Below are 25,920 nucleotides of genomic sequence, written 5' to 3' on the forward strand. Positions count from 1 at the left end.
ATGGAAATCAACACCACCGCATCGCCTACAAAGGCTAACGCCGCTCAGACCGCGCTTCCGCTGTCGGACAGAGTACAAGAAGCCCTCGCGATTACCAAGCGTGGCGTCGACGAACTCTTGATCGAAAGCGAATTTGCGCAAAAATTAGCGCGTTCCGAGAAAACCGGTGTTCCACTGCGCATCAAACTGGGCCTGGACCCGACTGCACCCGACTTGCATCTGGGCCACACTGTCGTGCTGAACAAGATGCGCCAGCTGCAAAACCTGGGCCATCAAGTCATTTTCCTGATCGGCGATTTTACTTCCATGATCGGCGACCCTTCGGGCCGCAACGTCACGCGCCCGCCGCTGACCAAGGAACAGATCGAGATTAACGCGATGACGTATTTCGCGCAAGCATCTTTAGTGCTGGATGCCAGCAAGACGGAAATCCGTTATAACTCCGAGTGGTGCGATCCGCTGGGCGCGCGCGGCATCATCCAGCTCGCTTCCCACTACACGGTGGCGCGCATGATCGAGCGTGACGACTTCACCAAGCGCTTCCAGGGCGGCATTCCTATTTCCGTGCATGAATTCCTGTACCCGCTGATGCAGGGCTACGACTCGGTGGCCCTGAAATCGGACCTGGAACTGGGCGGCACGGACCAGAAATTCAACCTGCTGGTGGGCCGCGAACTGCAAAAGCAGTACGGACAGGAGCAGCAGTGTATTTTGACCATGCCTCTGCTGGAAGGTTTGGACGGCGTGGAAAAAATGTCCAAGTCGAAGAATAACTATATCGGCATCACGGAACCGGGCAACACCATGTTCGCCAAGCTGATGAGTATTTCCGACGTCATGATGTGGCGCTACTACGAGCTGCTGTCGTGGCGCTCGATCGCCGAACTGGCCCAGCTGAAGCGCGAAGTCGAGGAAGGCCGCAATCCGCGCGACGCCAAGGTTGCGTTGGCGCAAGAGATCGTCGCCCGCTTCCACTCGCAGCAGGCGGCCGAAGATGCGCTGGCCGATTTCGTCAACCGCTCGAAGGGCGGCATTCCCGACGATATCCCGGAAGCGACCCTGGCCGGCGCCCCGCTGGGCATCCCGCAATTGCTGAAACAGGCGGGCCTGTGCCCGTCCACGTCGGAAGCCATGCGCAAGATCGACCAGGGCGGCGTGCGCATCGACGGCACCGTCATCAGCGACAAGGGCTTGCAAGTGGAAGCCGGTCAGTTCGTGTTGCAAGTTGGCAAGCGCAGTTTCGCGCGCGTCACCTTGACGGCATGATCGCGCTGCTGCAACGTGTTACCCAGGCGAAAGTCGATGTCGGCGGCGCCACCGTCGGCGCCATCGACGCCGGCCTGATGGTGCTCGTGTGCGCCGAGCGGGGCGATACGGAGAAGGAAGCGGACGCCTTGCTGACCAAACTGCTCGGCTACCGCGTGTTTGCCGACGAGGCGGGCAAGATGAACCGCAGCGTGACGGACGTGGCCGGCGGCTTGCTGCTGGTGCCGCAGTTCACCCTGGCGGCCGACACCAAGTCCGGCACGCGCCCGTCGTTCACGCCGGCGGCCGCGCCGCAGGATGGTTTGCGCCTGTTCACGCATTTCGTGGACCAGGCGCGCGGTCGCCATGCGACCGTGCAAACGGGACAGTTCGGTGCCGACATGCAGGTGTCGCTGACGAATGACGGGCCCGTGACATTCTGGCTGCAAGTGAACGCTAAATAAGTACAAAACAATAACTACAAGGGGAGCAAGCGATGAAATTGTGGAGCGAGACGTTTCGTGATGGCGGCCTGATGCCGGCTGACCATGCCTTTGCCGAGATCGATCCGGCCAACCGCGTGCGCCTCGCCGGCAACCGCAATCCCCACCTGGCCTGGGACGAGGTGCCCAACGGCACCGAGTCGCTGGCCCTGTTCTGCATCGACCCCGATGCGCCGCAAGACGCCAGCCTGGTCAACCGCGACGACCAATCCCTGCCGCTGACGGCGCCGCGCGGCGACTTTTATCACTGGAGCTTGCTCGACTTGCCGCCCGCCATGCGTTCTATTGCTGCCGGAGAATTTTCCAGCGGCATCACGCCGCGCGGCAAGGCCGCAAGTGCTGGGCTACGCCAGGGCATCAACGACTACACGGCCTGGTTTGCCGGCGATGCCGCCATGGCCGGCGACTATTACGGCTATGATGGCCCATGCCCGCCGTGGAATGACGAGCGCATCCACCATTACATCTTCCGCCTGTATGCGCTCGACGTGCCGCAGCTGGCCTTGCCCGAGCGCTTTACGGGGCAGCAAGCGCATGCCGCGCTCTACGGCCACATCCTCGACGAAGCCCAGCTCGTCGTCGCCTACTCGCTCAACCCCGAGCTGGCACTTACTCTGAAGAAATAAAGCATGAGCACCACGATTTTATTGATACGCCATGGCGAAACGGCCTGGAATGCGGGCCGCCGCCTGCAGGGCCATATCGACATCGCCCTGAACGAGGCGGGCCTGGCGCAAGCGGCCGCGCTGGGACAGGCGCTGGCGGACGAACCGCTGGCCGCCATCATCGCCAGCGACTTGCAGCGCGCGCAGCAGACGGCGCAAGCCGTGGCCGACATGCAAGACTTGCCCGTGCAGACGGACCCCTTGCTGCGCGAGCGCTGCTATGGCGCTTTCGAAGGCTTGCTGTACGCGGACATCGCCGCGCGCTATCCGCACGAGTATGCGCAGTGGCAATCGCGCCAGATCGATGCCGTGATGCCGTCGGGCGAGCGCGACGCGGAGAGTTTCCGCCAGTTCTATGCGCGCGCGAATGGCGCCATCGTCCGCTGGGCCCGGCAATACGACGGCCAGACGATCGCTATCGTCGCCCACGGCGGCGTACTCGAGTGCGCTTACCGCGAGGCGGTCGGCATGACGCTCGACAGCCCGCGCGACTTCCAGGTCAAGAATGCCAGCGTCAACCGGTTTTCATATGCGGACGGCAAGCTGCATTTGGTGCACTGGGGAAATATCGAGCACCTGAGCGCGCCCGCGATGGACGAGCTGGGCTAAGGCCCCATCCTCACTCTGACGCACTGAGCCAAAAAAATAGTGCTTATTAATTAGGCAGGGAATCGGTTAAAATAGCAGGTTCCTCCGTCCATTTCAGGTTCCTCAGTGCAAATCGGCCCTCACATTCTGCGCAACAACGTTTTCGTCGCTCCCATGGCGGGCGTGACGGACCGGCCTTTCCGCCAGTTGTGCAAGCAGCTGGGTGCCGGCTACGCCGTGTCGGAGATGGCGGCGTCGAATCCGCGCCTGTGGGCGACGGAAAAAAGCGCGCGCCGCACGGACCACGAAGGCGAAATGGAGCCGAAAGCCGTGCAGATCGCTGGCGCCGATCCGCAGGACCTGGCCGATTGCGCCAAGTTCAACGTGGACCGTGGCGCGCAGATCATCGACATCAACATGGGGTGCCCCGTGAAGAAGGTGTGCAACAGCTGGTGCGGTTCGGCTCTGTTGCAAAACGAAAGCCTGGTCGAAAAGATTTTGCACGCCGTCGTCAACGCCGTCGACGTGCCCGTCACCCTGAAATTTCGCACGGGCTGGAACCGCGAAAACAAGAATGCCCTGAAAATCGCCCGCATCGCCGAGCAAGCGGGCATCCAGATGCTGACCTTGCACGGCCGCACGCGCGCCGATGGCTACAAGGGCGATGCCGAATATGAAACCATTGCCGCCGTAAAAGCCTCGGTGGGCATCCCCGTGGTGGCCAACGGCGACATTACCAGTCCGGAAAAGGCCCGCTTTGTGCTCGATCAAACGGGCGCCGATGCCGTCATGATCGGCCGCGCGGCGCAGGGTCGGCCGTGGATTTGCCGCGAAATCGACCATTTCCTGCGCACCGGCACCTTGTTGCCGGCGCCGTATGTGGATGAAGTGCGTACCTTGATGGATGAGCATTTGCGCGCCCATTACGCGTTTTATGGCGAGTTCCTCGGCGTGCGCACGGCGCGCAAGCATATCGGCTGGTACGTCAAGGATCTGGAAGGCGGCGAAGCGTTCCGTCAGGAAATGAACTTGCTGGAGTCGACGGACGCGCAATTGCTGGCCGTCGATCAATTTTTTGAGTCGCAATGGAAATTTGGCGAACGGTTACAATACCGCCTCTCCGAATCCAGTGAAAGTGGCCTGGTAGAAACGGCCACGGCAGCATGAGCAGATAGCAACAAGCAGGGTAAACCAGTTAGCAGCAGTACAAGGGCGAGCGCCTATACAGAGCGTCATGCAATATTAATTACAACACCGAGGCAAGAGGGCAGCACGCGGACCGCATGAGCGACGCGGCGCCGGATGGCCAGGTGTTCAGCCGGTTGAAGCATAAAAATGAGCAAAGAAAGCATTCAGGAAGTCGTACAGAAAAGTCTAGAAGATTACTTCAATGACCTGGGCGAACAGCAAGCATCGAATATCTACGACATGGTCGTGCTGACCGTGGAAAAGCCCATCCTGGAAGTCGTGATGACACGCGCCGATGGCAACCAGTCGCACGCCGCGCAGATGCTGGGCATCAACCGCAATACCCTGCGCAAGAAATTGCAGGAGCACGGTTTGCTGTAATGCCGGCATGCAAGTGACGCCAAGATTTGAATCCGCCGCCGCGGCCCCAGCCTGATAGCTGACCGCTGCGCCATTCGCCAAGAACACTTAACCACCTAGCCACAGCCATGATCAAACAAGCTCTCCTCTCCGTTTCCGACAAGACCGGCGTTCTCGACTTCGCCCGCGCCCTGTCCGCCCTCGGCGTCAACCTCCTGTCCACCGGCGGCACCGCCAAATTGCTGGCAGACAACGGTGTTCCCGTCACGGAAGTTGCCGATTACACGGGTTTCCCGGAGATGCTCGATGGCCGTGTGAAGACCCTGCACCCGAAAGTGCACGGCGGTATCCTGGCGCGCCGCGATTTCCCTGAGCACATGTCGAAACTGGTCGAGCACGACATGCCGACCATCGACATGGTGGTGGTCAACCTGTACCCGTTCCAGGGCACGGTCGCCAAGGCCGATTGCACCCTGGAAGACGCGATCGAAAACATCGATATCGGCGGCCCGACCATGCTGCGTTCGGCGGCCAAGAACCACAAGGACGTGGTCGTCATCTGCGATCCGACCGACTACGACGCGGTGCTGGCGGAAATCCGCTCGGCCGACGGCAAGGCAGGCGACGTCAGCTACGACACCAAATTCATGCTGGCAAAAAAAGTCTTTGCGCACACGGCGCAATACGATGGCGCCATCACCAACTACCTGACCAGCCTGGGCCCGACGAAGGTGCACGCCGAGCGCGGCGCCTATCCGCAAATCCTCAACGTTGCATTTGAGAAAGTGCAAGACATGCGCTACGGTGAAAACCCGCACCAGAGCGCCGCCTTCTACCGCGACCTCGTCACCACCGATGGCGCGCTGGCCAACTACCGCCAGCTGCAAGGCAAGGAATTGTCGTACAACAACATCGCCGACGCCGATGCGGCCTGGGAATGCGTGAAGAGCCTGGGCGGCTTCGAACAAAGCGCCGCCTGCGTCATCGTCAAGCACGCGAACCCATGCGGCGTGGCCCTGGGCAAGAACGCGGCTGAAGCGTATGCGCGCGCCCTGCAGACGGACCCGACCTCGGCATTCGGCGGCATCATCGCGTTTAATACCGAACTGGACGGCGCCACCGCCGGCGAAATCGCCAAGCTGTTCGTCGAAGTGCTGATCGCCCCGTCGTTCTCCGCCGAAGCGAAACAGATTCTGTCGAGCAAGCAAAACGTGCGCATGCTGGAAATTCCGCTGGGCAGCGGCGTCAACGCCATGGACTTCAAGCGCGTTGGCGGCGGTCTGCTGGTGCAATCGCCGGACGCGAAAAACGTCGGCATCGGCGACTTGCGCGTGGTCAGCAAGCTGCAGCCGACGCCGCAGCAATTGTCCGACCTGATGTTCGCCTGGAAAGTGGCAAAATTCGTCAAGTCGAACGCCATCGTCTTCTGCGGCAATAACATGACCCTGGGCGTGGGCGCCGGCCAGATGAGCCGTATCGATTCCGCCCGCATCGCTTCCATCAAGGCGCAAAACGCGGGCCTGTCGCTGACCGGTTCCGTGGTGGCGTCGGACGCCTTCTTCCCGTTCCGCGACGGCCTCGACGTCGTCGTCGACGCGGGTGCGACCTGCGTCATCCACCCGGGCGGCTCCATGCGCGACCAGGAAGTGATCGATGCGGCGGACGAGCGCGGCGTGGTCATGTTGTATACCGGAACGCGTCACTTCCGTCATTGATAGTGAAGAGTAGGTCGGATTAGCGGTAAGCGTAATCCGACATGCGGCTTCTCGATAAGGTACTCAGCGGCAGGCACCGGTTATTCACCGGTGCCTGCCGTATTCATTATAGAATCTGGCGATGATTATTCTTGGCATCGATCCTGGCCTGCGCACGACCGGCTTTGGGGTCATTGAAAAACACGGCAACAAGCTGCGCTATATCGCGTCGGGGACCGTCAAGACGGGTTCCGAAGGGGAATTGCCGCCGCGCCTGAAAGTCATCCTGCGGGGCGTGAGCGAAATCGTCGGCACCTACCAGCCCGATTGCGCGGCCATCGAAAAAGTGTTTGTCAACGTCAACCCCCAATCGACCTTGCTGCTGGGCCAGGCACGGGGCGCGGCCATCTGCGCACTCGTCAATTCTGACCTGTCGGTGGCCGAATACACGGCGCTGCAAGTGAAACAGGCCGTCACGGGCCATGGCAAGGCGGCCAAGGAGCAGGTACAGGAGATGGTATCCCGGCTGCTGTCCTTGCCTGGTTTACCCGGCACGGATGCGGCCGATGCGCTGGGCGTGGCCATTTGCCACGCCAACAGCATCGATGCGCTGGCCATGCTCGGCGCGCTGGCGCCACAGCTGCAGGGCTTGCGCATGAAGCGCGGCCGTTTAGTAGGTTAACTGCGGCATGGCCCTCATAATCAATAAAAACTACGATACACAACATTAGGAACACGCGATGATAGGCCGTCTCTCCGGTATTTTGCTTGAAAAAAATCCGCCACAATTGCTGGTCGATTGCCAGGGCGTTGGCTATGAAGTCGACGTGCCGATGAGCACCTTTTACAACCTGCCCCACGTGGGCGAAAAAGTCGTGCTGTTTACGCACCAGGCTATCCGCGAAGATGCGCATTTGCTGTTTGGCTTCGGCAATGCGGCCGAGCGCGCCGTGTTCCGCCAGTTGATCAAGATCACGGGCGTGGGCGCGCGCATGGCGCTGTCCATCCTGTCCGGCATGACGATTGCCGACCTGGCGCAGGCGATCACCCTGCAGGATTCCGGCCGCCTGGTGAAAGTGCCTGGCATCGGCAAGAAGACGGCCGAACGGCTGCTGCTGGAATTGAAGGGTAAGATCGGTGCGGATCTCGGTCCGCTGGGTGCGCACGCGGCGCCCGATGCCCAATCGGACATCCTCAATGCGCTGGTTGCGCTCGGCTATTCCGATAAGGAAGCGCTGGCCGCCGTGAAAAACGTGCCGGCTGGCAGCGGCGTGTCGGACGGCATCAAACTGGCGCTGAAAGCGCTGTCGAAAGGCTGATAGGGCATGAGCATCCAGACCGACAGCTTCACGGAACAGCGCATCATCGACGCGGCGCCCATCTCGCACAACGAAGAGGCCATCGAACGGGCCCTGCGCCCCAAGCAGCTCGACGAATATGTGGGGCAGGAAAAGATCCGCGACCAGCTGGAAATCTTCATCACGGCCGCGCGCCAGCGCAAGGAAGCGCTCGACCACACCTTGCTGTTCGGTCCGCCGGGCCTGGGCAAGACGACCTTGGCGCACATCATCGCGCGCGAAATGGGCGTCAATCTGCGCCAGACGTCCGGCCCCGTGCTCGAACGCCCGGGCGACCTGGCGGCGATCCTGACGAACCTGGAAGCGAACGATGTCCTGTTCATCGATGAAATCCATCGCCTGTCGCCCGTGGTGGAAGAGATTCTGTATCCGGCCCTTGAGGATTATCAAATCGATATCATGATCGGCGAAGGCCCGGCCGCCCGCTCCGTCAAACTCGATCTGCAGCCGTTTACATTAGTGGGTGCCACCACGCGCGCGGGCATGCTGACCAATCCGCTGCGCGACCGCTTCGGCATCGTGGCGCGGCTGGAGTTCTACAACACGGGCGAACTGACGAAGATCGTCACGCGCAGCGCCGCCCTGCTGAAGGCGCCGATCGACCCGGAAGGCGCGCATGAGATCGCCCAGCGCGCGCGCGGCACGCCGCGCATCGCCAACCGCCTGCTGCGCCGCGTGCGCGATTTCGCCGAAGTCAAAAGCAATGGCGACATCACCAAGGTGGTGGCCGACCGCGCGCTGGCCATGCTCGACGTCGATTCCGCCGGTTTCGACGTGATGGACCGTAAATTGCTCGAAGCCGTGCTGTTCAAGTTCGGCGGCGGCCCTGTCGGCATAGGGAATCTGGCGGCGGCCATCGGCGAGGCGGCCGACACCATCGAAGACGTGCTGGAACCGTATCTGATCCAGCAAGGTTTCCTGCAGCGCACGCCCCGTGGCCGGGTCGCCACGCCGGCTGCCTACCTGCACTTCGGCGTCAGCGCGCCGCGCATGGGCCCGGGCGGCGAAGCGTGGGAACTGTGATGGCGGAAGCTGGTGAGCAAGCGAGCGTGGGTATGCAGATCTGGATCGACGCCGATGCCTGCCCCGTGGTCATCAAGGAAATCCTGTACCGCGTCGCCGACCGCCTGGAATTGCCGCTCACCCTGGTGGCAAACCAGGGCTTGCGCGTGCCGCCGTCGCGTTTCATCCGCACCGTGCAAGTGCCGTCCGGCGCCGACGTGGCCGACCAGGAAATCGTGCGCTTGCTCAATCCCGGCGACCTCGTCATCACGGGTGACATCCCGCTGGCTGCCGACGTACTCACCAAGGGCGGCTTTGCGCTGAACCCGCGCGGCGAGTTCTATACGAAAGACAATATCGCCCAGCAACTGACGATGCGCGCCTTCATGGAAGAATTGCGCAGCGGCGGCGTCGATACGGGCGGCCCTGCCGCCTTCAGCCAGTCGGACCGGCAACAGTTCGCCAACAGCCTGGACCGGCATCTGAGCAAGCATCACCGCAAGCCGGCAGCGCCGCAGACGTAAAAAAACCGGCGCAAGCCGGTTTTTTCATGCGCATGCAGCTTAACGCATGACTTTGCGCGTGCCCACCACTTCCACCGTCACGCGGCGGTTCTTGGCGCGGCCGGCGGCACTCGTGTTGTCGGCCACGGGCTGCGTTTCTCCCTTGCCTTCCGTGTAGACGCGGCTCGTCTCGACACCCTGCGCCACCAGATAAGCCTTGACGGCTTCGGCGCGGCGCAAAGACAGCTTCTGGTTGTAGGCATCCGGACCGACGGCATCCGTATGGCCGACCGTGACGATCACTTCCAGGTCCATGCCCGTCAGTTGACCGAGCAGCTGGTCCAGCGCCGCCTTGCCTTGCGGCTTGAGCGTCGATTGATCGAAATCAAACAGCGCTTCGGAAGCAAACGATACTTTTTCCGACACGGGCGCCGGCGCCGGCTTCACTTCGGCCACAGGGGCCGGCATGGTTTCGCTGATGGGGGGCAATGCCGCCGGCACCGGCTGGTAGGCTGGCGTGGCGCTGGCCGGACGGCCCAGTTTATACACGAGGCTGACGGAATACAGGTCCGCATCGCCGCGGTTGCCGACGGCATCGTTCAAGCGATAACGCTCGACTTCGCCGCGCAGTGCCAGCGCTTCGCTGAACTTGTATTCGAGGCCCAGGCCCAGCTTGGCATTGAGCTTGCGCTCGCTGGCATGCGTGTTCGTTGAACCCAGCAGGCGGTTGCCGCTGAATTCCGTGTTCGTCTTCGTGTAATGCATGCCGACACGGCCCAGCAACGACAGGCGCTGCGACAGCGGCAGCTGGCCCAGCAAGTCCAGGTTCACGCCGCGAAAGGCCGCTTGTCCGTTGAGTACGCCGTTGCCGCTGGTGGTGGACTGGAAATCGAACTTGCCCAGGTCAAAGTAGCCCCCTTCCACGGCGACATACTGGTTCAGTTGGCGGCCGACAAACAATTTATAGCCGGTGTCGCGCTGGTCCTTGCTGAAACCGGTGACGCTTTCGCCGTTCGCCGCCAGGCTGGCGCGCAGGCGCGGCTCGTCGATGGTGGCGCGCGACTGGCCCACGCCCGCGCCGATGTACCAGGCGCTGTTGGCCCAGTCCGGGTTGATGAAGGTGTTGTCCTGCGCCTGTGTCGATTGCGCCGCCAGCAAGGCGCCGGTCATCACGCTCAGCGCGCCCAGTGTGTGTGCGATAGTCATGGTCATGTCCCGTTTATTTGGTGATCTGGTTGTTGCGCAGGGTAACGGCGGCAGCCGTCAGCACGCGGCCATTGAGCAGGGTCGTGTTGTCGCCCACCGTGATGGCGGCCGACTGGCCCAGGATATTGCCCTTGAAGACGCTGTTGGCGGCCAGGGTGGTCGGGCCGACAGGCAGCCAGGTGACGTTGTCGGCCGTGGCGCCATTGTTCAGGGCCACCACCGAATTGACGGTCGAATCGAGCGTCAATGCCGTACGGAAGATGTACACGCCGGGACCGTTCAGGGTCAGGGTGCCCGTGATGCTGATGGCGCCCGCATAGCAATACACGCCGGGACCGAAGGTCTGGCCGCCCAGGTCGATGCCGCCGGCAAAGCTGACGTCGCAAGCCCGGCTATTGCCGTCCGTGATCGCCGCTTGCAGGTCCGTCATGGCGCCGGCCAGGATGGCGCCCGACTTGTAATTGGTAAAGCCAGCCGCTTGGGTCGGATCGACCGTTTGCGATGGCGCACCGACGTCGCCCGTGATCAGGGTGGTGCCGCCCGAATTGTTGGTGATCGAAGTGCCGGCCAGCACGCCGAACGGTGCCGCGCGGCCCAGGATGATCGGGTTGAGGACGGGTGGGATGGCGACAGCCGTGACGGTCAGCAGCGCGCTGCCCGACTGGCCACCGGCCGTGGCCGTGATATTGCTGGTGCCGGCCGTGATGCCGGTGGCGATGCCCGTGTTCAGTACCGTGGCGGTGGCGATGGTGCCCGAAGTCCAGGCGGCGCTGTTGGTGATGACGGCATTCGAGCTGTCCGAATAAGTTGCCGTGGCAACGAATTGCTGTACGCCGCCGACGGCGATGCTGGCGTTGGCTGGCGTGACGGCGATGCTGACCAGGGTGGCGGCAGGCACCGTGACGGTGGTGCTGGCCGTCTTGCCGTTGAAGCTGGCGTTCATGACGCTGCTGCCAAAGGCAACGCCGGTGACGAGGCCGCCGCTGGCGACGCTGGCAAAAGCGGGTGTGACGGCAACGAAGCTGCTGCCGGCCGTGACGTCAGCGGTGCTGTTATCCGAATACGTGGCAATGACGGCCAGCTGGCGCGTCGCGGCGACGGGGATGATCGGGTTTTGCGGCGTGACGGCGATCGACAGCAGGGTCGCTGGCGTGACGGTCAGCACGGTGCTGGCCGTCAGCGTGCCCGTGGTGGCCGTGATCTGCGAGGTGCCGGCAATCTTGCCGAGCGCCAGGCCGCCAGCGGCGATGCTGGCGGTGGCCGGGTTGGCGGAGGCAAAGGCCGACACGGCCGTGACGTCGCGCGTGGCGCCGTCGCTGAAGCTGCCGGTCACCGCGAATTGCTGCGTTGCGGCGATGGCGATCGATGGCGCGAGCGGCGTGATGGCGATCGCCGTCAAGGTGGCCGGCGAGACGGTCAACTGGGCCGCTGCGCTCTTGCCGCCGAACGCGGCGCTGATGCTGCTGCCGCCGGCAGCGATGCCGGTGCTCAAGCCTGTGGCGGCATTGACTGTCGCGCTGGCCGGCGTGGCCGACGTCCAGGCCGCCTTGGCGCTGACGTCTTGCGACGAGCCGTCGCTATACGTGGCGATGGCCGTGAATTGCTGGCCGGCACCGATGGCGACCGTGGCCGTGGCGGGAGTGACGGCCAGGCTGGACAAGGTGGCGCCCGGCAAGCCGAGGATGGGATCGCGTCCCTGGTCGCCGCCGCCGCAACCGGCAAGGGCTGCCATGACCAGCAAACCGGCCGAGACGAGCAGCGGGTTCAGATATCGCTTGAAGAGATTCATATAGTTCCTTTGTGCATGGCAATCATTGCCGGGCATCCGCTGATGAGGTCATCCGGCAGAGCCATGCCGCCTTTCGCTACGGGCGATGGCGTCACAGGCATGCACTATTTCATTTAGGAAACTTCAAGTATGTTCGGTGGCGCGCATAGGCTGATGGCGCTTGCAGATAGGTTCAAAAGGGAGCGATTCGGCCTGGAAAACAACAGCAGCGAGGGCTTGCGGACGCAAAAAAGCCGGCGCGAGGCCGGCTTCGGTCGGGCAGGGGGCGTTGCTTAGTCTTCGCGCACCCACGTCTGCGAGCGGCCAAACATCGGCACGCCGATATAGCCGCGCACTTGCAGCTTGGTGCCGCCTTCCGTCAGCTCGGCCTTGCTCTTGTAGGTCTTGCCATTGGCCGGGTCCGTGATTTCGCCGCCCGTCCATTCCTTGCCGTCATATTTCAGGCCGGACAGGATCACCAGGCCGACGATGGGCTGGTCTTTCTTCGCGCCCGTGCACTTGTCGCACTTGGGGTTCTGGTCTTCGTCCGGGCCGCGGAACAGCTTCTCGATCTTGCCTTGCAAGACGCCGTTGCTTTCCGTGATGACGACGAGGGATTTCGGCTTGCCGCTGGCGTCGTCGATGGTTTTCCACGTGCCCACGGGCGTGTGGTTATCGTCGCGCGCGGTGGCGCTGCCGGCGATGGCCAGGGCGGCCATCATGACGCTTGCTGTGACGCTTGCTTTGAATATCTTATGCATTGCCAGTCTCCAATGGTTTTTTTTGATCGGGTCACGAACAGTTATATACCAAGGCAAGACCAGCGGTACCGCGCGGCGTCACGGATGACGCCGCGCAATCCTTCCAAACCTGCCTTATGCGCTGGCTAGTTTAGCAAACTGTTCGCGCAGTTTTTCAATTGTCGCCGAAAAACTGAGCAAACGCTCGTTTTCTTGCGCAACGATGGCGGCCGGGGCGCGCGCGACGAAACTTTCATTGCCTAATTTGCTATTTACTTTGGCAATTTCTGCTTCGATACGGGCGATTTCCTTGCCCAGGCGCTCGCGTTCGGCGGCCACGTCGATTTCCACTTTCAGCATCAGCTTGGTGGTGCCGACGATGGCAACGGCCGCTGGCGAGTCCGGCAGCGCATCGACGATCTGCACGTCGGCCAGCTTGCCCAGCGACTGGATGTACGGTGCGTACGAGGCCAGCGCTTCTTTCTCGCTGGCATTGCCCGCTTCGACGATCAGCGGCACGCGCACGGAAGGCGAAATCTGCATTTCGCCGCGCAGGTTGCGCGTCGCGTCCGTCAAGGCTTTCAGCTGCTGCATCCACGCTTCGGCCGATTCGTCGATCTTGTCGGTGTTGGCGATCGGATACGGCTGCATCATGATTGAATCACCTTCCGCCTTGAGCGTCTTGCCGGCCAAAGGCGCCACCGTCTGCCACAGCGCTTCCGTGACGAAGGGGATGATCGGATGGGCCAGGCGCAGCACCACTTCCAGCACGCGCAGCAGGGTGTGGCGGGTGGCGCGCTGCTGGCCTTCCGTGCCCTGCTGCACTTGCACCTTGGCTACTTCCAGGTACCAGTCGCAATACTCGTCCCACACGAATTTGTAGATCGATGCGGCGATATTGTCGAAACGGAAGTCTTCAAAGCCTTTGGCCACGTCCAGTTCCGCTTTTTGCAGCAGGGAAATAATCCACTTGTCCGCTTGCGACAGATCAACATCGTTCGCCGTGCAATCCTTGCCTTCCGTATTCATCATGACGAAACGGGTGGCGTTCCACATCTTGTTGCAGAAGTTGCGGTAGCCTTCGCAGCGGCCCAGGTCGAAGTTGATGTTGCGGCCCAGCGAGGCATAGCTGGCCATGGTGAAGCGCACGGCGTCCGTGCCGTAGGCGGAAATGCCTTCCGGGAATTCCTTGCGCGTCGCCTTGGTGATCTTTTCCGCGTCGCGCGGGTTCATCAGGCCCGTGGTGCGCTTGACGATCAAGCCTTCCAGGTCGATGCCGTCGATCAAGTCGATCGGGTCCAGCGTGTTGCCCTTCGACTTGGACATCTTCTGTCCCGTCGAGTCGCGCACGAGGCCGTGCACGTAGACGGTTTCAAACGGTACCTTGCCCGTGAAGTGCGCCGTCATCATGACCATGCGCGCGACCCAGAAGAAGATGATGTCGAAACCCGTGACCAGCACGGACGACGGCAGGAAGGCCTTCATGTCCGGAGTTTCTTCAGGCCAACCCATGGTCGAGAACGGCACCAGGGCCGACGAGAACCAGGTGTCGAGCACGTCGTCGTCGCGCTTCAAGGGACCCGTGCTGCCGGCGGCCAGGGCCTTGGCTTCCGCTTCGGCTTGCGTTTTCGCAACAAAGATATTGCCCGCGTCGTCGTACCAGGCCGGGATTTGATGGCCCCACCACAGCTGGCGCGAGATGCACCAGTCCTGGATGTTGTTGAGCCACTGGTTGTAGGTGGTGCTCCAGTTTTCCGGCACGAACTTGATTTCGCCATTGGCGACCTTGTCCAGCGCCGTTTCCGCGATCGATTTGCCTGGGAAGAAGGTGCCTTCCGGGGCCGGTTTGCTCATGGCGACGAACCACTGGTCCGTCAGCATCGGCTCGATGACGACGCCCGTGCGGTCGCCGCGCGGCACCATCAATTTATGCGGCTTGACCTGTTCCAGCAAGCCTTGCGCGTCGAGGTCGGCGACGATCTGCTTGCGCGCGGCGAAGCGGTCCATGCCGCGATACGCTTCCGGCGCGTCGTCGGTGATCTTCGCGTCCAGGGTCAGGATGACGATCTGCGCCAGTTTGTGGCGCTGGCCCACGGCGTAATCGTTCATGTCGTGCGCGGGGGTGATCTTCACGCAGCCGGTGCCGAATTCCTTGTCGACGTATTCGTCGGCGATGATGGGGATTTCGCGGTCCGTCAGCGGCAATTTCAGCATCTTGCCCACCAGCGCCGTGTAGCGCTCGTCCGTCGGATCGACGGCCACGGCCACGTCGCCCAGCATGGTTTCAGGACGCGTGGTGGCTACCGTCAGGAAACCGCTGCCGTCGGCCAGCGGGTATTTGATGTACCACATGGAGCCGTCTTCTTCCTCGGACACCACTTCCAGGTCGGACACGGCCGTGCCCAGCACGGGGTCCCAGTTCACCAGGCGCTTGCCGCGGTAGATCAGGCCTTGCTCGAACAGGCGCACGAAGACGTCGGTGACGACTTTCGAGCGCGGCTCGTCCATCGTGAAGTATTCGCGCTGCCAGTCGGCCGAGGCGCCCAGACGGCGCATCTGGCCGGTGATGATGGAACCGGATTTTTCTTTCCATTCCCACACTTTTTCCACGAATTTCTCGCGGCCCAGGTCATGGCGCGAAATCTTTTGCGCGTCCAGCTGGCGTTGCACGACGATTTGCGTGGCGATGCCCGCGTGGTCGGTGCCGGGTATCCAGGCCGTGTTGTGGCCCAGCATGCGGTGGTAGCGGGTCAGGCCATCCATGATGGTCTGGTTGAACGCATGGCCCATGTGCAGGGTGCCGGTGACGTTCGGCGGCGGCAACTGGATGCTGAAGGAAGGTTTTCCGGCATCGAGGGTGGCGGTAAAGTAACCGCGCTGTTCCCACTCGGTGCGCCAGAATTGTTCAATGTCGGCGGGCTCGAAAGACTTGGCTAATTCCATGATTTGGCGTGTGATTGGCAAAAGGAACCATTATAGATGACGCGGCAACGCCTGCAGCGTGGCAACAGGCCTTTTTCAGTGTTTTGGCGGCTTTGCGGGCCGTTTGGCCGCAACAGAACGGAGATAAGCGTGCTGCCGATGTTATAATGCCGGCCTCGGCGCCTCCTGCCCCATCCTTGCGGACGGCGCCAGCAGACGCGGTTGCATTAAAGTTTCATATCCAGCACTCGTCCGCGTCTCACGGCCAGCGCATCAGCGATGCCAGCCACTTTCAGCGCGTCCCCTGCGGGCCGGGCGCCTGAGCCACGCGCACCGCCAGCGGTGCACCATTCACGGCGGACCACCGCGCGCCATCGTCTCTATGGGCCGCGCCGCCACAGCTTAGCCAGGATCTGTTGTCCGGCGCGTCGTCTTTTGATACGGCATACCCCGCTTGGCGCCTTGCCGCCTGCGGCCTTGCCGTGGCCGCCGCTTTCCTGGTTTCGCTTTTACAAGGAAATCATCATGAAAAAAATCGCCATCGTTGCCGGCCTTGCCACCACCCTGGGCGCCATGCCCGCCGCCCAGGCCCAGTCGTCCGTTGAAGTATATGGCTTGATGGACGCGGGCCTGGTGCAGGAAGGCGGCGTCAGCAAGCTCACCAGCGGCGTCTCGGCCGGTTCGCGCCTGGGGCTGCGCGGCACGGAGTCGCTGGGCGACGGCTGGCAAGCCGTGTTCACCCTGGAAGCGGGCGTCCTGAGCGACACGGGCCGCTCGGACCAGGCGGGGCAATTGTTCGGCCGCCAGGCCTTTGTCGGCCTCAACAGCCCGCTGGGGATGCTGACCGTGGGCCGCCAGTACAACCTGCAAAGCCAGGCGCTGACCGACGTGGCCGATCCGTTCGAGGGCGGCCTGGCCGGCGCGGCGACCAACTTGGCCGGCTATTCGGCCACGCGCATCGACAATACCGTGCGCTACACCTCGCCCGAGCTGCGCGGCGTGACGGCCACCGTCATGTATGGCGCCGGCGAACACACGGGTGTGGCGGCGGATCAGCGCTCGCTGGGCCTGGCATTGGGTTATGTCAACGGTCCGTTGACCTTGCGCCTGGCGCGCCAGAGCCGTGCCGGCGAGCCGGGCAAGGCCAACGTGAACAACACTATCCTGGCCGGCAACTACAACTTCGGCGTGGCCACGGCGTTTGCCGGCTATGGCCGCAACACGGGCGACGGCAGCAGCATGTTCTTCGCGGAAAACCCATATGGCGCGGCCCAGGCGCCGGCCCAGTCGAGCGACAGCCGCGACGCCATCGTCGGCGTGTCCGTGCCGCTCGGTGCGACGACCTTGCTGGCCTCGTATGTGCGCAAGGATGACCGCGATAGCGCCAACCGCGATGCGCAGCAGCTGGCCATCGGCGCCACGTACGCCTTGTCCAAGCGCAGCAAGGTGTATCTTGCCTACGCGCATATCCGCAACCGCAACGACGCCGCCTACATGGTGGGCAACGCCACGGAAGTGGGTACGGGCAACCGCGCGTTCAACATCGGCTTGCGCCACGCGTTTTAACGCCTGCTCAAACCATCGCCAGGGCAGGCAACATGCTGCCTTGGCGTAATAATTCTTCAAAGGCGGGCGCGGCCAGCGGACGGCTGAACAGATAGCCCTGCATCTGGTCGCAGCCGTGCTGGCGCAGGAAGGCCAGCTGCTGCGCCGTTTCCACGCCTTCGGCGATGACGTCCAGGCGCAGGCTGTGCGCCAGCGCGATGATGGCTTGCACGATGGCCGCGTCGTCGTCGCTGTGCGTGAGGTCGCTGACGAAGGATTTGTCGATTTTTAATACGTCGATGGGGAAGCGGCGCAGGTGCGCCAGGCTCGAATAACCGGTGCCGAAGTCGTCGATCGACAGCCGCAAGCCCAGCGCCTTGAGCTTGCCCATGGTGGCGATCGCCTGTTCCACATCCTGCATCATCATGCTTTCCGTCAGTTCCAGCTCGAGGAAACGCGCTTCCAGACCCGTCACGGCCAATATTTCCCGCACCGATTGCAGCAAGCCGCTTTGCCGGAATTGCCGCGCAGACAAATTGACGGCCAGGCGCAAGCCGCTCAGTCCCGCCCGTTGCCACGCCCGCGCTTGCGCGCACGCCGTGTGCAGCACCCAGGCACCGATGGGCACGATCAAGCCCATTTCCTCGGCCAGGTGGATGAATTCGCCGGGCGCGATGGCGCCCAGGGTGGGGTGGCGCCAGCGCAGCAGCGCTTCCATGCCGACGATCTTGCCACTGTCGAGCTCCACCTGGGGCTGGTACTCGAGGTGAAACTGGCCACGCTCGAGCGCATGGCGCAATTCGCTTTCCAGACCCAGCCGGGCCAGCATGTCGGCATTCATGGCCGGCGCGTAGCTTTGCCAGTGGTTGCGGCCTTGCTCCTTGGCACGGTACATGGCGATGTCGGCATGCTTGATCAGGGTTTCCGCGCTGTCGCCATCGTCGGGATAGCTGGCCACGCCCATGCTGCACGTGAGAAAGAATTCATGGCCGCCCACCAGCAGCGGCTGGGCCACGGCGTCCAGCACGCGCTGCAGGATGAGCTGGCCCGGGTCGCTGTTGGCGTGTTGCGGCAGCAGCAAGACGAATTCGTCGCCGCCCAGGCGCGCCACCGTGTCGACTTCGCGCGTGGCGGCGCGCAGGCGGTCGGCGATCAGTTTCAGCAGGGTGTCGCCCGCGTCGTGGCCCAGGGTGTCGTTGACGAACTTGAAACGGTCGAGGTCGATGAAGACCACCCACAGGGGCAGGGTGCTGCGGCGCGCCACGGCCATCGCCTGTTCCAGCCGCTCGCGCAGCAATAAACGGTTGGCCAGGCCCGTGAGGATATCGTGGCGCGACTGGAATTCCAGTTCCTGCTCGAAGCGCATGACGGTGCTGATGTCGTATTGCGCCACGACAAAGTGGCTGACGGGGCCATCGCCATCGTCGCGCACGGGTGCGACGAACAGCTCGCTCCAATAGGTGCTGCCATCCTTGCGGAAATTGCGCACGATGGCCTTGCCTTCGCGCTGTTCGCTCAAGGCCACGCTGATCGCATGCATGTCCTGGCGCGCATGTTCCGGCCCCTGCAAATCTTCCAGGCGCTGGCCGATGACCTCGCCGGCGGCATAGCCGGTGATACGCTCGAAGGCGGGGTTGACGTATTCGATCAGGTAGCCCGGCGCGTCGGCGCTGCACAGGATGATGGCGTTGGCCGAGACTTCGATGATGCGTTCGCGCAAGCGCAGCGACTTTTCATTGCGCATGCGCGCGGCGATGTCCTCGGACAGGCGCAAATTGGCAAACTGCAAGGCCGCCGTGCGTTCGCCCGTGATGCGGGCAATCACGGAATTGCGCGACACCAGCTGGTACACATACGCCGTGGCCAGCAGGCTCGACAACATTCCACCCAGCAACACGTACAGCGAGCCGCGATGGTTGGCATCCAAGGTCATACCCTTGGCCGGCAACAGGGCAGCGCCCAGCGTGTGCCCGCTGGCGTGGTACTGCAGCAGGAGCCGAGCGCTTTCCCCTTCGATCTGGCGCGCCGAGACGTAGCACAGCGCCGTCAGACCCAGGCCGACCGCCAGGGTGATCAGGGCCGAGGTGGAGACGGAGATGGAGATGCGCTTGAAGAATGATTGCATGATGAGTCCCGTGGCGGCGCCGGTGCCGATCCATGATCAGGCAGGCCGGGCAGTGACTGACTGTAGGGCGGCGGGCGCCGCGGGGTCCGTTCGCTACCGAACGGACGTTCATGCCAACAAGAAATATAGTCGGTCCACCGTGCAAGCAGTGTGTTACGCTGCACACCATGGCGACCCTCGTTCGGACGCCTTTCATCCCCCCCCTAGCTGACGACTGGAAACCAGGAAAACTGCCCATGTCGAGTCCGCATGCCCAGCTGCACAACCCGAATCAAAACCATTTGCTCGCCGCCATGCTCGACGCCGATTTCGCGCGCCTGGCTCCCCATCTGGAGCAAGTCTCCATGCTGCTGGGCGACGTGATCTACGACTCGGGCGACAAGCTGCAGCACGTGTACTTTCCCACCACGGCCATCGTTTCCATCCATTATTTGCTGGAAAACGGCGGCTCGTCGGAAATTGCCGGCGTCGGCAACGAGGGCATCGTGGGCGTGTCGCTATTTATGGGCGGCAACTCGACGCCGAGCCGCGCCGTCGTGCAGACGGGCGGCGTCGGCTACCGGCTCAAGGCCCATCTGCTGATGGAAGAATTCGACCGCGCGGGCCCCGTCATGCGCTTGCTGCTGCGCTATACGCAAGCGCTGATCACGCAAATGTCGCAGACGGCCGTATGCAACCGCCACCATACGGTGGAGCAGCAGCTGTGCCGCTGGCTGCTGCTGACCATGGACCGCCTGCCGAACCGCGAGCTGACCATGACGCAGGAACTGATCGCCAACATGCTGGGCGTGCGCCGCGAAGGCGTGACGGAAGCGGCGGGGCGATTGCAAGCGCGCGGCCTCATCAGTTACCGGCGCGGCCATATCACGGTGCAGGACCGCGCCGGCCTCGAAGGCCAGGTGTGCGAATGCTATGGCGTCGTCAAGAAGGAATTTACGCGCCTGCTGTCGGACGTGCGCCAGCGCCAAGGCCGCTAGGCGCCGCATTTCCCATTTTTTTATTGTTGTCCCAGCCCAGGCTACCCATGCACTCAGTTGAAAATAACCCTAACCGCGCCCCGTCGCGCTGGCCCATGGCATTGGCGTTCGCGTTCAGCGCCATCGTATTGGTGGTCATCGGCGTGCTGGTCTGGCGCGCGCCGCCTTTTGATGCGGCGATCCTGATCGAGGCCCTGGTATGCCTGCTGTTGCTGATGCTGGTGGCGCTGTACCGGCGCACGGCGGCGGCCAGCCTGCCGCGCCAGCTGCTCAAGGCGGGCGCCTTGCAGGATGCGATTTTCAACAGCGCCAACTTCTCGTGCATCGCCACCGATGCGCAGGGCGTGATCCAGATATTCAACGTGGGCGCCGAACGCATGCTCGGCTATGAAGCCAGCGACGTGGTCGACAAGCTGACGCCGGCCGGTATTTCTGACGCGCAAGAAATCGTCACCCGCGCGGCCGCCCTCAGCGCCGAGCTCGACACCGTCATCACGCCGGGCGTGGAAGCGCTCGTGTTCAAGGCCACGCGCGGCATCGAAGACATCTATGAGCTGACCTACATCCGCAAGGATGGCAGCCGCTTCCCCGCCATCGTCTCCGTGACGGCCTTGCGCGATGCGCAGAGCAAGGTCATCGGTTATCTGCTGATCGGCACCGACAACACGGTGCGCAAGCAGGTCGAGGCGGAACAGGCACAGCTGGACCAGCGCCTGCGCGAACAGCAGGCATATACGCGCTCGCTGGTCGAAACCAACAATGCCGAGCTGAAGAAGGCGCGCCAGGTGGCGGAAAAGGCCAACCGCGCCAAGTCCGAATTCCTGTCGAGCATGAGCCATGAATTGCGCACGCCCTTGAACGCCGTGCTGGGTTTCGCCCAGCTGATGGCATCCGACGTGCCGCCGCCGAGCCCGCCGCAGCAGCGCTCGATCGAGCAAATCCTCAAGGGCGGCTGGTACCTGTTGCGCTTGATCAATGAAATCCTCGACCTGGCCATGATCGAATCGGGCAAGGTCACCCTGTCGCAGGAAGCGATGTCGCTGCTCGACGTGCTGCAGGATTGCCAGGCCATGATCGCGCCGCAGGCGGAAAAGCGCGGCATCCGCATGCATTTCCCCCGCTGCGGCAAGGCCTTTTATGTGCATGCGGACCGCACGCGCGTAAAACAGGTGATGATCAACCTGCTGTCGAACGCCATCAAGTACAACCAGGGCGGCGGCGCCGTCACCGTCGAATGCAGCGGGCATGGCGAACGCGTGCGCGTGAGCGTGCGCGACAGCGGCGCCGGTCTCGACGCGGCCCAGGTGGCGCAGCTGTTCCAGCCTTTCAACCGTCTGGGACAGGAAAACAGCACGGAAGAGGGCACGGGCATCGGCCTCGTTGTCACCAAGCAACTGGTCGAATTGATGGGCGGCACCATCGGCGTCGACAGCGCCGTCGGCGTGGGCACCACGTTCTGGTTCGAGCTGGCCGCCAGCAGCGCGCCGGCACTGGTGCTGGGCGACGGCGACGCGCTGCCGCAGGTGCAGGAACCGCAGGAAAGCCTGCGCACCTTGCTGTACGTGGAAGACAATCCCGCCAACCTGGCGCTGGTCGAGCAATTGATCGCCCGCCGCAGCGACTTGAAACTGCTGACGGCCATCGATGCGCACCTGGGCATCGACCTGGCGCGCACCTACCAGCCGGACGTGATCCTGATGGATATCAACCTGCCCGGCATCAGCGGCTACGGCGCGCTGCACATCCTGCATGATGATCCCCTCACCCGCCACATTCCCGTCATGGCCCTGTCGGCCAACGCCGTGCCGCGCGACATCGAAAAAGGCTTGCAAGCGGGCTTCTTCCGCTATCTGACCAAGCCGATCAAGGTCGTCGAATTCATGGACGCGCTCGACGTGGCCCTGCACCATGCAGCCGCGCACGGCCTGGCCGACGACACTCACGCAATACGCTGATTCAGCACTCAATTTTAGGAATACCGCCATGCTTCAAGCCACCGAGATCCTGAACGCCAGCATCCTCATCGTCGATGACCAGGAGGCGAACGTCATGCTGCTGGAACAGGTGCTGCGCAATGCCGGCTACACGCGCATCACCTCCACCATGGACCCGCAAGCCGTGCGCGCGCTGCACCAGCAGCACCGCTACGACCTGATCCTGCTCGACCTGCAGATGCCGGAAATGGATGGCTTCGAAGTCATGGAAGGCTTGCGCGACATCGAGGCGGGCAGCTACCTGCCCGTGCTGGTGATCACGGCCCAGCCCGGCCACAAGCTGCGCGCCCTGCAGGCGGGCGCCAAGGATTTCGTCAGCAAGCCCTTCGACCTGGTGGAAGTCAAGACGCGCATCCACAACATGCTGGAAGTGCGCTTGCTGTACCAGAAGCTGGCCGAATACAACAAGTCGCTGGAACAGATGGTGGAAGACCGCACGGCGGAGTTGCGCGAAAGCGAAGCGCGCTTTCAGCGCTTCACGGAACTGTCGTCCGACTGGTACTGGGAGCAAGATGCGCAGGGCAATTTGACGCGCTTTTCCGGCCCCGTGGCTGAAATGCTGGGCATCGGCAGCGAGGAAGAGCCGCAGCGCTGGAACGCCACCGAGCGCGCCTTGCTCGACGCCAAGATCGCCGCGCGCGAACCGTTCCTCGATTTCATCTACAGCCGCACCAACCTCGACGGCAGCACGCAGTATCTGCAGGTCAGCGGCGAACCGATGTTCGACAATGGCAGCCGCTTCATCGGCTACCGCGGCATCGGCCTCGATGTCACGGAGCGCTTGCGGGGAGCGTGATTTATACTTGGCGGTATTGATATTGACCAGGAAAAATCATGACTGACAAATCTCCCTCCTATTGGTTCCCCGCCAAGACCTATGGCTGGGGCTGGGGCTTGCCCATCACCTGGCAGGGCTGGCTGGTGTTCCTGGCCGCGCTGGCGCTGTTCGCCTGCGGCGCCTTCCTGTTCCCGCCGCAAACCATGCTCGTCGGCTATATCGTGTATGAAGTGGCCATCGTCGCCGTGCTCATTTTCATCTGCCAGCTGAAGGGCGAACCGACCGCCTGGCGCTGGGGCAAGAAGAAATAAGCGTGACGCCGTCTGCTGCATTGCAGCAGATGCGCAAACACGACACCGGCAAGAAATCATCTGGCCACGCGGCGCGAACCGCGTATAATTGGCTCGCTGCCGCAAGGTGGCAAACGCTAGGGGTCCTGCCTTTCGCTGTGAAAACACAGTGCAAGCGCGGGTGAGAAATACCCTCCGAACCTGATCTGGATAATGCCAGCGAAGGGAAGCTTTAGGATGAACGCACCCCGCCTTTCCGCGTGCGTAATTCCGAACCTCCTTAGCTGGCTCCAGGCTTAAAAATAGTCTAGCCAAGGAGCCAAAATGAACGCCAACCCGAAATTCCTCTCCGCCACCGCCACGGTCGACGAAGCCGCCATCGCGCCGCTGCCCAATTCGCGCAAGATCTACGTCGAAGGCAGCCGCCCCGACATCCGCGTGCCCATGCGCGAAATCAGCCAGTCCGACACGGAAGCGTCGTTCGGCGGCGAAAAGAATCCGCCCATCTACGTCTACGACACCTCCGGCCCCTACACGGACCCGGACGTGCAGATCGACATCCGCTCCGGCCTCGACACGCCGCGCCTGCCGTGGATCATGGAGCGGGCCGACACGGAAGAATTGCCCGGCCCCACCTCCGACTACGGCATCGCCCGCCTGGCGGACCCGAAGCTGGCCGAGCTGCGTTTCAATCTGCACCGCAAGCCGCGCCGCGCCATCGCCGGCAAGAACGTCACGCAAATGTATTACGCGCGCCAAGGCATCATCACGCCGGAAATGGAATTCGTGGCCATCCGCGAAAACATGCGCCGCCAGGAGTATTTGCGCGAACTGAAAGCTTCCGGCCCCATGGGCGAACGCCTGGCCGACCTGATGGGCCGCCAGCATCCGGGCCAGTCCTTCGGCGCCAGCATCCCGGCGGAAATCACGCCGGAATTCGTGCGCGAGGAAATCGCCCGCGGCCGCGCCATCATTCCCGCCAACATCAACCATCCGGAAGTCGAACCGATGATCATCGGCCGCAATTTCCTGGTGAAAATCAATGCGAATATCGGCAATTCCGCCGTCACCTCGTCGATCGGCGAGGAAGTGGAAAAGATGACCTGGGCCATCCGCTGGGGCGGCGACAACGTCATGGATTTGTCCACCGGCAAGCATATCCACGAAACGCGCGAATGGATCGTGCGCAACAGCCCCGTGCCCATCGGTACCGTGCCCATCTACCAGGCGCTGGAAAAGGTCAACGGCAAGGCCGAAGATCTGACGTGGGAAATCTTCCGCGACACCCTCATCGAGCAGGCCGAGCAGGGCGTCGATTACTTCACCATCCACGCGGGCGTGCTGCTGCGCTACGTGCCGATGACGGCCAAGCGCCTGACGGGCATCGTCTCGCGCGGCGGTTCCATCATGGCGAAATGGTGTTTGGCGCACCACCAGGAATCGTTCCTGTACACGCATTTCGAAGAGATCTGCGAAATCATGAAGGCGTACGACGTGTCGTTCTCGCTGGGCGACGGCTTGCGCCCCGGCTCCATCTACGACGCCAACGACGAAGCGCAGCTGGGCGAACTGAAGACCCTGGGCGAACTGACGCAGGTTGCCTGGAAACACGATGTGCAGGTGATGATCGAAGGCCCGGGCCACGTGCCGATGCAACTCATTAAAGAAAACATGGACTTGCAGCTGGAGCAGTGCGGCGAAGCGCCGTTCTACACCCTGGGACCGTTGACGACGGATATCGCGCCCGGTTACGACCACATCACGTCCGGCATCGGCGCGGCCATGATCGGCTGGTACGGCACGGCCATGCTGTGCTACGTGACGCCGAAGGAACACCTGGGCTTGCCCAACAAGGCGGACGTCAAGGATGGCATCATCACCTACAAGATCGCGGCGCATGCGGCCGACCTGGCGAAAGGCCATCCGGGCGCGCAGATCCGCGACAACGCGCTGTCGAAAGCCCGCTTCGAATTCCGCTGGGACGACCAGTTCAACATCGGCCTGGACCCGGACAAGGCGCGCGAATTCCACGATGAAACCTTGCCCAAGGATTCGGCCAAGGTGGCGCATTTCTGCTCCATGTGCGGCCCCCACTTCTGTTCGATGAAGATCACGCAGGAAGTGCGCGAATACGCGGCCGGCATGGGCATCGCGGAAGACAAGGCGCTCCAGCAGGGCATGGAAATCAAGGCCATCGAGTTCATCAAGAACGGCGCCGAGCTGTACCGCAAGGTCTGAAGGAGAGCGTGATGCCTGCATTGATATCCATCACGCTCAACGGCGCGCCGCACCAGGTGCCGCCCGGGCAGACACTCGATCAATTGATCGCCGCGCTGTCGCTGGAAAACCAGGCGCTGGCGCTGGCCGTCAACCGCAACGTCGTGCCGCGCAAGGCGTGGCCGGGACAGGTCTTGCAAACGCAAGACCAAGTAGAGATCGTGCGCGCCATCGGCGGCGGCTAAGTTGAGA

At 62.8% G+C, this 25,920-nt stretch carries 23 protein-coding genes and 1 riboswitch; of the genes, 18 read left to right on the forward strand and 5 right to left on the reverse strand.

The window, feature by feature from the left end:
• From tyrS to AC0V2Y_RS12850, 11 genes are all read left to right on the forward strand, one after another.
• Positions 1–1,266 carry a tyrosine--tRNA ligase gene (gene tyrS, locus AC0V2Y_RS12800; RefSeq protein WP_475414622.1) on the forward strand — a complete coding sequence of 422 codons (1,266 nt, stop codon included), beginning with the start codon at positions 1–3 and terminating at the stop codon, positions 1,264–1,266.
• Positions 1,263–1,709 (forward strand): D-aminoacyl-tRNA deacylase, encoded by a 447-nt coding sequence (gene dtd / locus AC0V2Y_RS12805; RefSeq protein ID WP_070290004.1) that lies wholly within the window; start codon positions 1,263–1,265, stop codon positions 1,707–1,709. The genes tyrS and dtd overlap by 4 nt, the downstream gene beginning before the upstream one ends.
• A 32-nt stretch (positions 1,710–1,741) precedes the next feature.
• The gene (locus AC0V2Y_RS12810; protein WP_475414623.1) at positions 1,742–2,374 is read left to right on the forward strand and encodes a YbhB/YbcL family Raf kinase inhibitor-like protein; all 633 of its coding nucleotides are present in this window, start codon (positions 1,742–1,744) and stop codon (positions 2,372–2,374) included.
• Between the two features lie 3 nt (positions 2,375–2,377).
• Positions 2,378–3,022 carry a histidine phosphatase family protein gene (locus AC0V2Y_RS12815; protein WP_475414624.1) on the forward strand — a complete coding sequence of 215 codons (645 nt, stop codon included), beginning with the start codon at positions 2,378–2,380 and terminating at the stop codon, positions 3,020–3,022.
• Positions 3,023–3,127: 105 nt separating this feature from the next.
• The gene (gene dusB, locus AC0V2Y_RS12820) at positions 3,128–4,168 is read left to right on the forward strand and encodes a tRNA dihydrouridine synthase DusB (protein WP_475414625.1); all 1,041 of its coding nucleotides are present in this window, start codon (positions 3,128–3,130) and stop codon (positions 4,166–4,168) included.
• 168 nt (positions 4,169–4,336) lie between these two features.
• On the forward strand, positions 4,337–4,570 hold the full coding sequence (locus AC0V2Y_RS12825) for a helix-turn-helix domain-containing protein (protein ID WP_008445162.1): 234 nt from the start codon (positions 4,337–4,339) through the stop codon (positions 4,568–4,570).
• Between the two features lie 107 nt (positions 4,571–4,677).
• The gene (gene purH, locus AC0V2Y_RS12830; protein WP_475414626.1) at positions 4,678–6,264 is read left to right on the forward strand and encodes a bifunctional phosphoribosylaminoimidazolecarboxamide formyltransferase/IMP cyclohydrolase; all 1,587 of its coding nucleotides are present in this window, start codon (positions 4,678–4,680) and stop codon (positions 6,262–6,264) included.
• A gap of 121 nt (positions 6,265–6,385) precedes the next feature.
• Positions 6,386–6,925, forward strand: a complete 540-nt coding sequence (gene ruvC / locus AC0V2Y_RS12835) for a crossover junction endodeoxyribonuclease RuvC (protein WP_152253553.1) — start codon at positions 6,386–6,388, stop codon at positions 6,923–6,925.
• Positions 6,926–6,983: 58 nt separating this feature from the next.
• Positions 6,984–7,562 (forward strand): Holliday junction branch migration protein RuvA, encoded by a 579-nt coding sequence (ruvA, locus tag AC0V2Y_RS12840; protein ID WP_034784779.1) that lies wholly within the window; start codon positions 6,984–6,986, stop codon positions 7,560–7,562.
• A gap of 6 nt (positions 7,563–7,568) precedes the next feature.
• Positions 7,569–8,624 (forward strand): Holliday junction branch migration DNA helicase RuvB, encoded by a 1,056-nt coding sequence (ruvB, locus tag AC0V2Y_RS12845; RefSeq protein ID WP_070312419.1) that lies wholly within the window; start codon positions 7,569–7,571, stop codon positions 8,622–8,624.
• Between the two features lie 32 nt (positions 8,625–8,656).
• Complete coding sequence (locus AC0V2Y_RS12850) at positions 8,657–9,127, forward strand: YaiI/YqxD family protein (RefSeq protein WP_077399560.1); 471 nt, start codon at positions 8,657–8,659, stop codon at positions 9,125–9,127.
• 39 nt (positions 9,128–9,166) lie between these two features.
• Here AC0V2Y_RS12850 and AC0V2Y_RS12855 read toward each other — a convergent pair whose 3' ends face one another.
• From AC0V2Y_RS12855 to AC0V2Y_RS12870, 4 genes are all read right to left on the reverse strand, one after another.
• A complete protein-coding gene (locus AC0V2Y_RS12855) occupies positions 9,167–10,312 on the reverse strand; it encodes an OmpA family protein (protein ID WP_475414627.1) in 1,146 nt (381 codons plus the stop codon).
• Between the two features lie 13 nt (positions 10,313–10,325).
• Positions 10,326–12,101 (reverse strand): ice-binding family protein, encoded by a 1,776-nt coding sequence (locus tag AC0V2Y_RS12860; RefSeq protein ID WP_475414628.1) that lies wholly within the window; start codon positions 12,099–12,101, stop codon positions 10,326–10,328.
• A gap of 272 nt (positions 12,102–12,373) precedes the next feature.
• Entirely contained in the window at positions 12,374–12,841 is a 468-nt protein-coding gene (locus AC0V2Y_RS12865; protein ID WP_475414629.1) for a DUF2147 domain-containing protein, read from the reverse strand.
• Between the two features lie 114 nt (positions 12,842–12,955).
• A complete protein-coding gene (locus tag AC0V2Y_RS12870) occupies positions 12,956–15,763 on the reverse strand; it encodes a valine--tRNA ligase (RefSeq protein ID WP_475414630.1) in 2,808 nt (935 codons plus the stop codon).
• A 504-nt stretch (positions 15,764–16,267) separates the two neighbouring features.
• Between AC0V2Y_RS12870 and AC0V2Y_RS12875 the strand changes: the two genes are divergently transcribed.
• Positions 16,268–17,308 (forward strand): porin, encoded by a 1,041-nt coding sequence (locus AC0V2Y_RS12875; protein WP_475414631.1) that lies wholly within the window; start codon positions 16,268–16,270, stop codon positions 17,306–17,308.
• A gap of 7 nt (positions 17,309–17,315) precedes the next feature.
• On the opposite strand, the gene AC0V2Y_RS12880 is transcribed toward AC0V2Y_RS12875, so the two are convergent.
• On the reverse strand, positions 17,316–19,412 hold the full coding sequence (locus tag AC0V2Y_RS12880; RefSeq protein WP_475414632.1) for a putative bifunctional diguanylate cyclase/phosphodiesterase: 2,097 nt from the start codon (positions 19,410–19,412) through the stop codon (positions 17,316–17,318).
• A 236-nt stretch (positions 19,413–19,648) separates the two neighbouring features.
• Here AC0V2Y_RS12880 and AC0V2Y_RS12885 point away from each other — a divergent pair, with 236 nt between their 5' ends.
• The 6 genes from AC0V2Y_RS12885 to thiS all read left to right on the forward strand — a co-directional run bounded on the left by AC0V2Y_RS12885 (position 19,649) and on the right by thiS (position 25,913).
• Positions 19,649–20,389 carry a Crp/Fnr family transcriptional regulator gene (locus AC0V2Y_RS12885; RefSeq protein WP_475414633.1) on the forward strand — a complete coding sequence of 247 codons (741 nt, stop codon included), beginning with the start codon at positions 19,649–19,651 and terminating at the stop codon, positions 20,387–20,389.
• Positions 20,390–20,436: 47 nt separating this feature from the next.
• Positions 20,437–22,344: a hybrid sensor histidine kinase/response regulator gene (locus AC0V2Y_RS12890; protein ID WP_475414634.1), complete on the forward strand. Its 1,908-nt coding sequence runs from the start codon at positions 20,437–20,439 to the stop codon at positions 22,342–22,344.
• Between the two features lie 28 nt (positions 22,345–22,372).
• A complete protein-coding gene (locus tag AC0V2Y_RS12895) occupies positions 22,373–23,179 on the forward strand; it encodes a response regulator (RefSeq protein WP_475414635.1) in 807 nt (268 codons plus the stop codon).
• A 38-nt stretch (positions 23,180–23,217) separates the two neighbouring features.
• A complete protein-coding gene (locus tag AC0V2Y_RS12900) occupies positions 23,218–23,472 on the forward strand; it encodes a hypothetical protein (RefSeq protein ID WP_475414636.1) in 255 nt (84 codons plus the stop codon).
• Positions 23,473–23,580: 108 nt separating this feature from the next.
• Positions 23,581–23,696: riboswitch (TPP riboswitch) on the forward strand.
• Positions 23,697–23,775: 79 nt separating this feature from the next.
• Positions 23,776–25,689, forward strand: a complete 1,914-nt coding sequence (thiC, locus tag AC0V2Y_RS12905) for a phosphomethylpyrimidine synthase ThiC (protein WP_475414637.1) — start codon at positions 23,776–23,778, stop codon at positions 25,687–25,689.
• A 20-nt stretch (positions 25,690–25,709) separates the two neighbouring features.
• The gene (gene thiS, locus AC0V2Y_RS12910) at positions 25,710–25,913 is read left to right on the forward strand and encodes a sulfur carrier protein ThiS (protein WP_070222852.1); all 204 of its coding nucleotides are present in this window, start codon (positions 25,710–25,712) and stop codon (positions 25,911–25,913) included.
• Positions 25,914–25,920 lie beyond the last annotated feature (7 nt).

Source organism: Janthinobacterium sp. BHSEK, assembly GCF_056174685.1.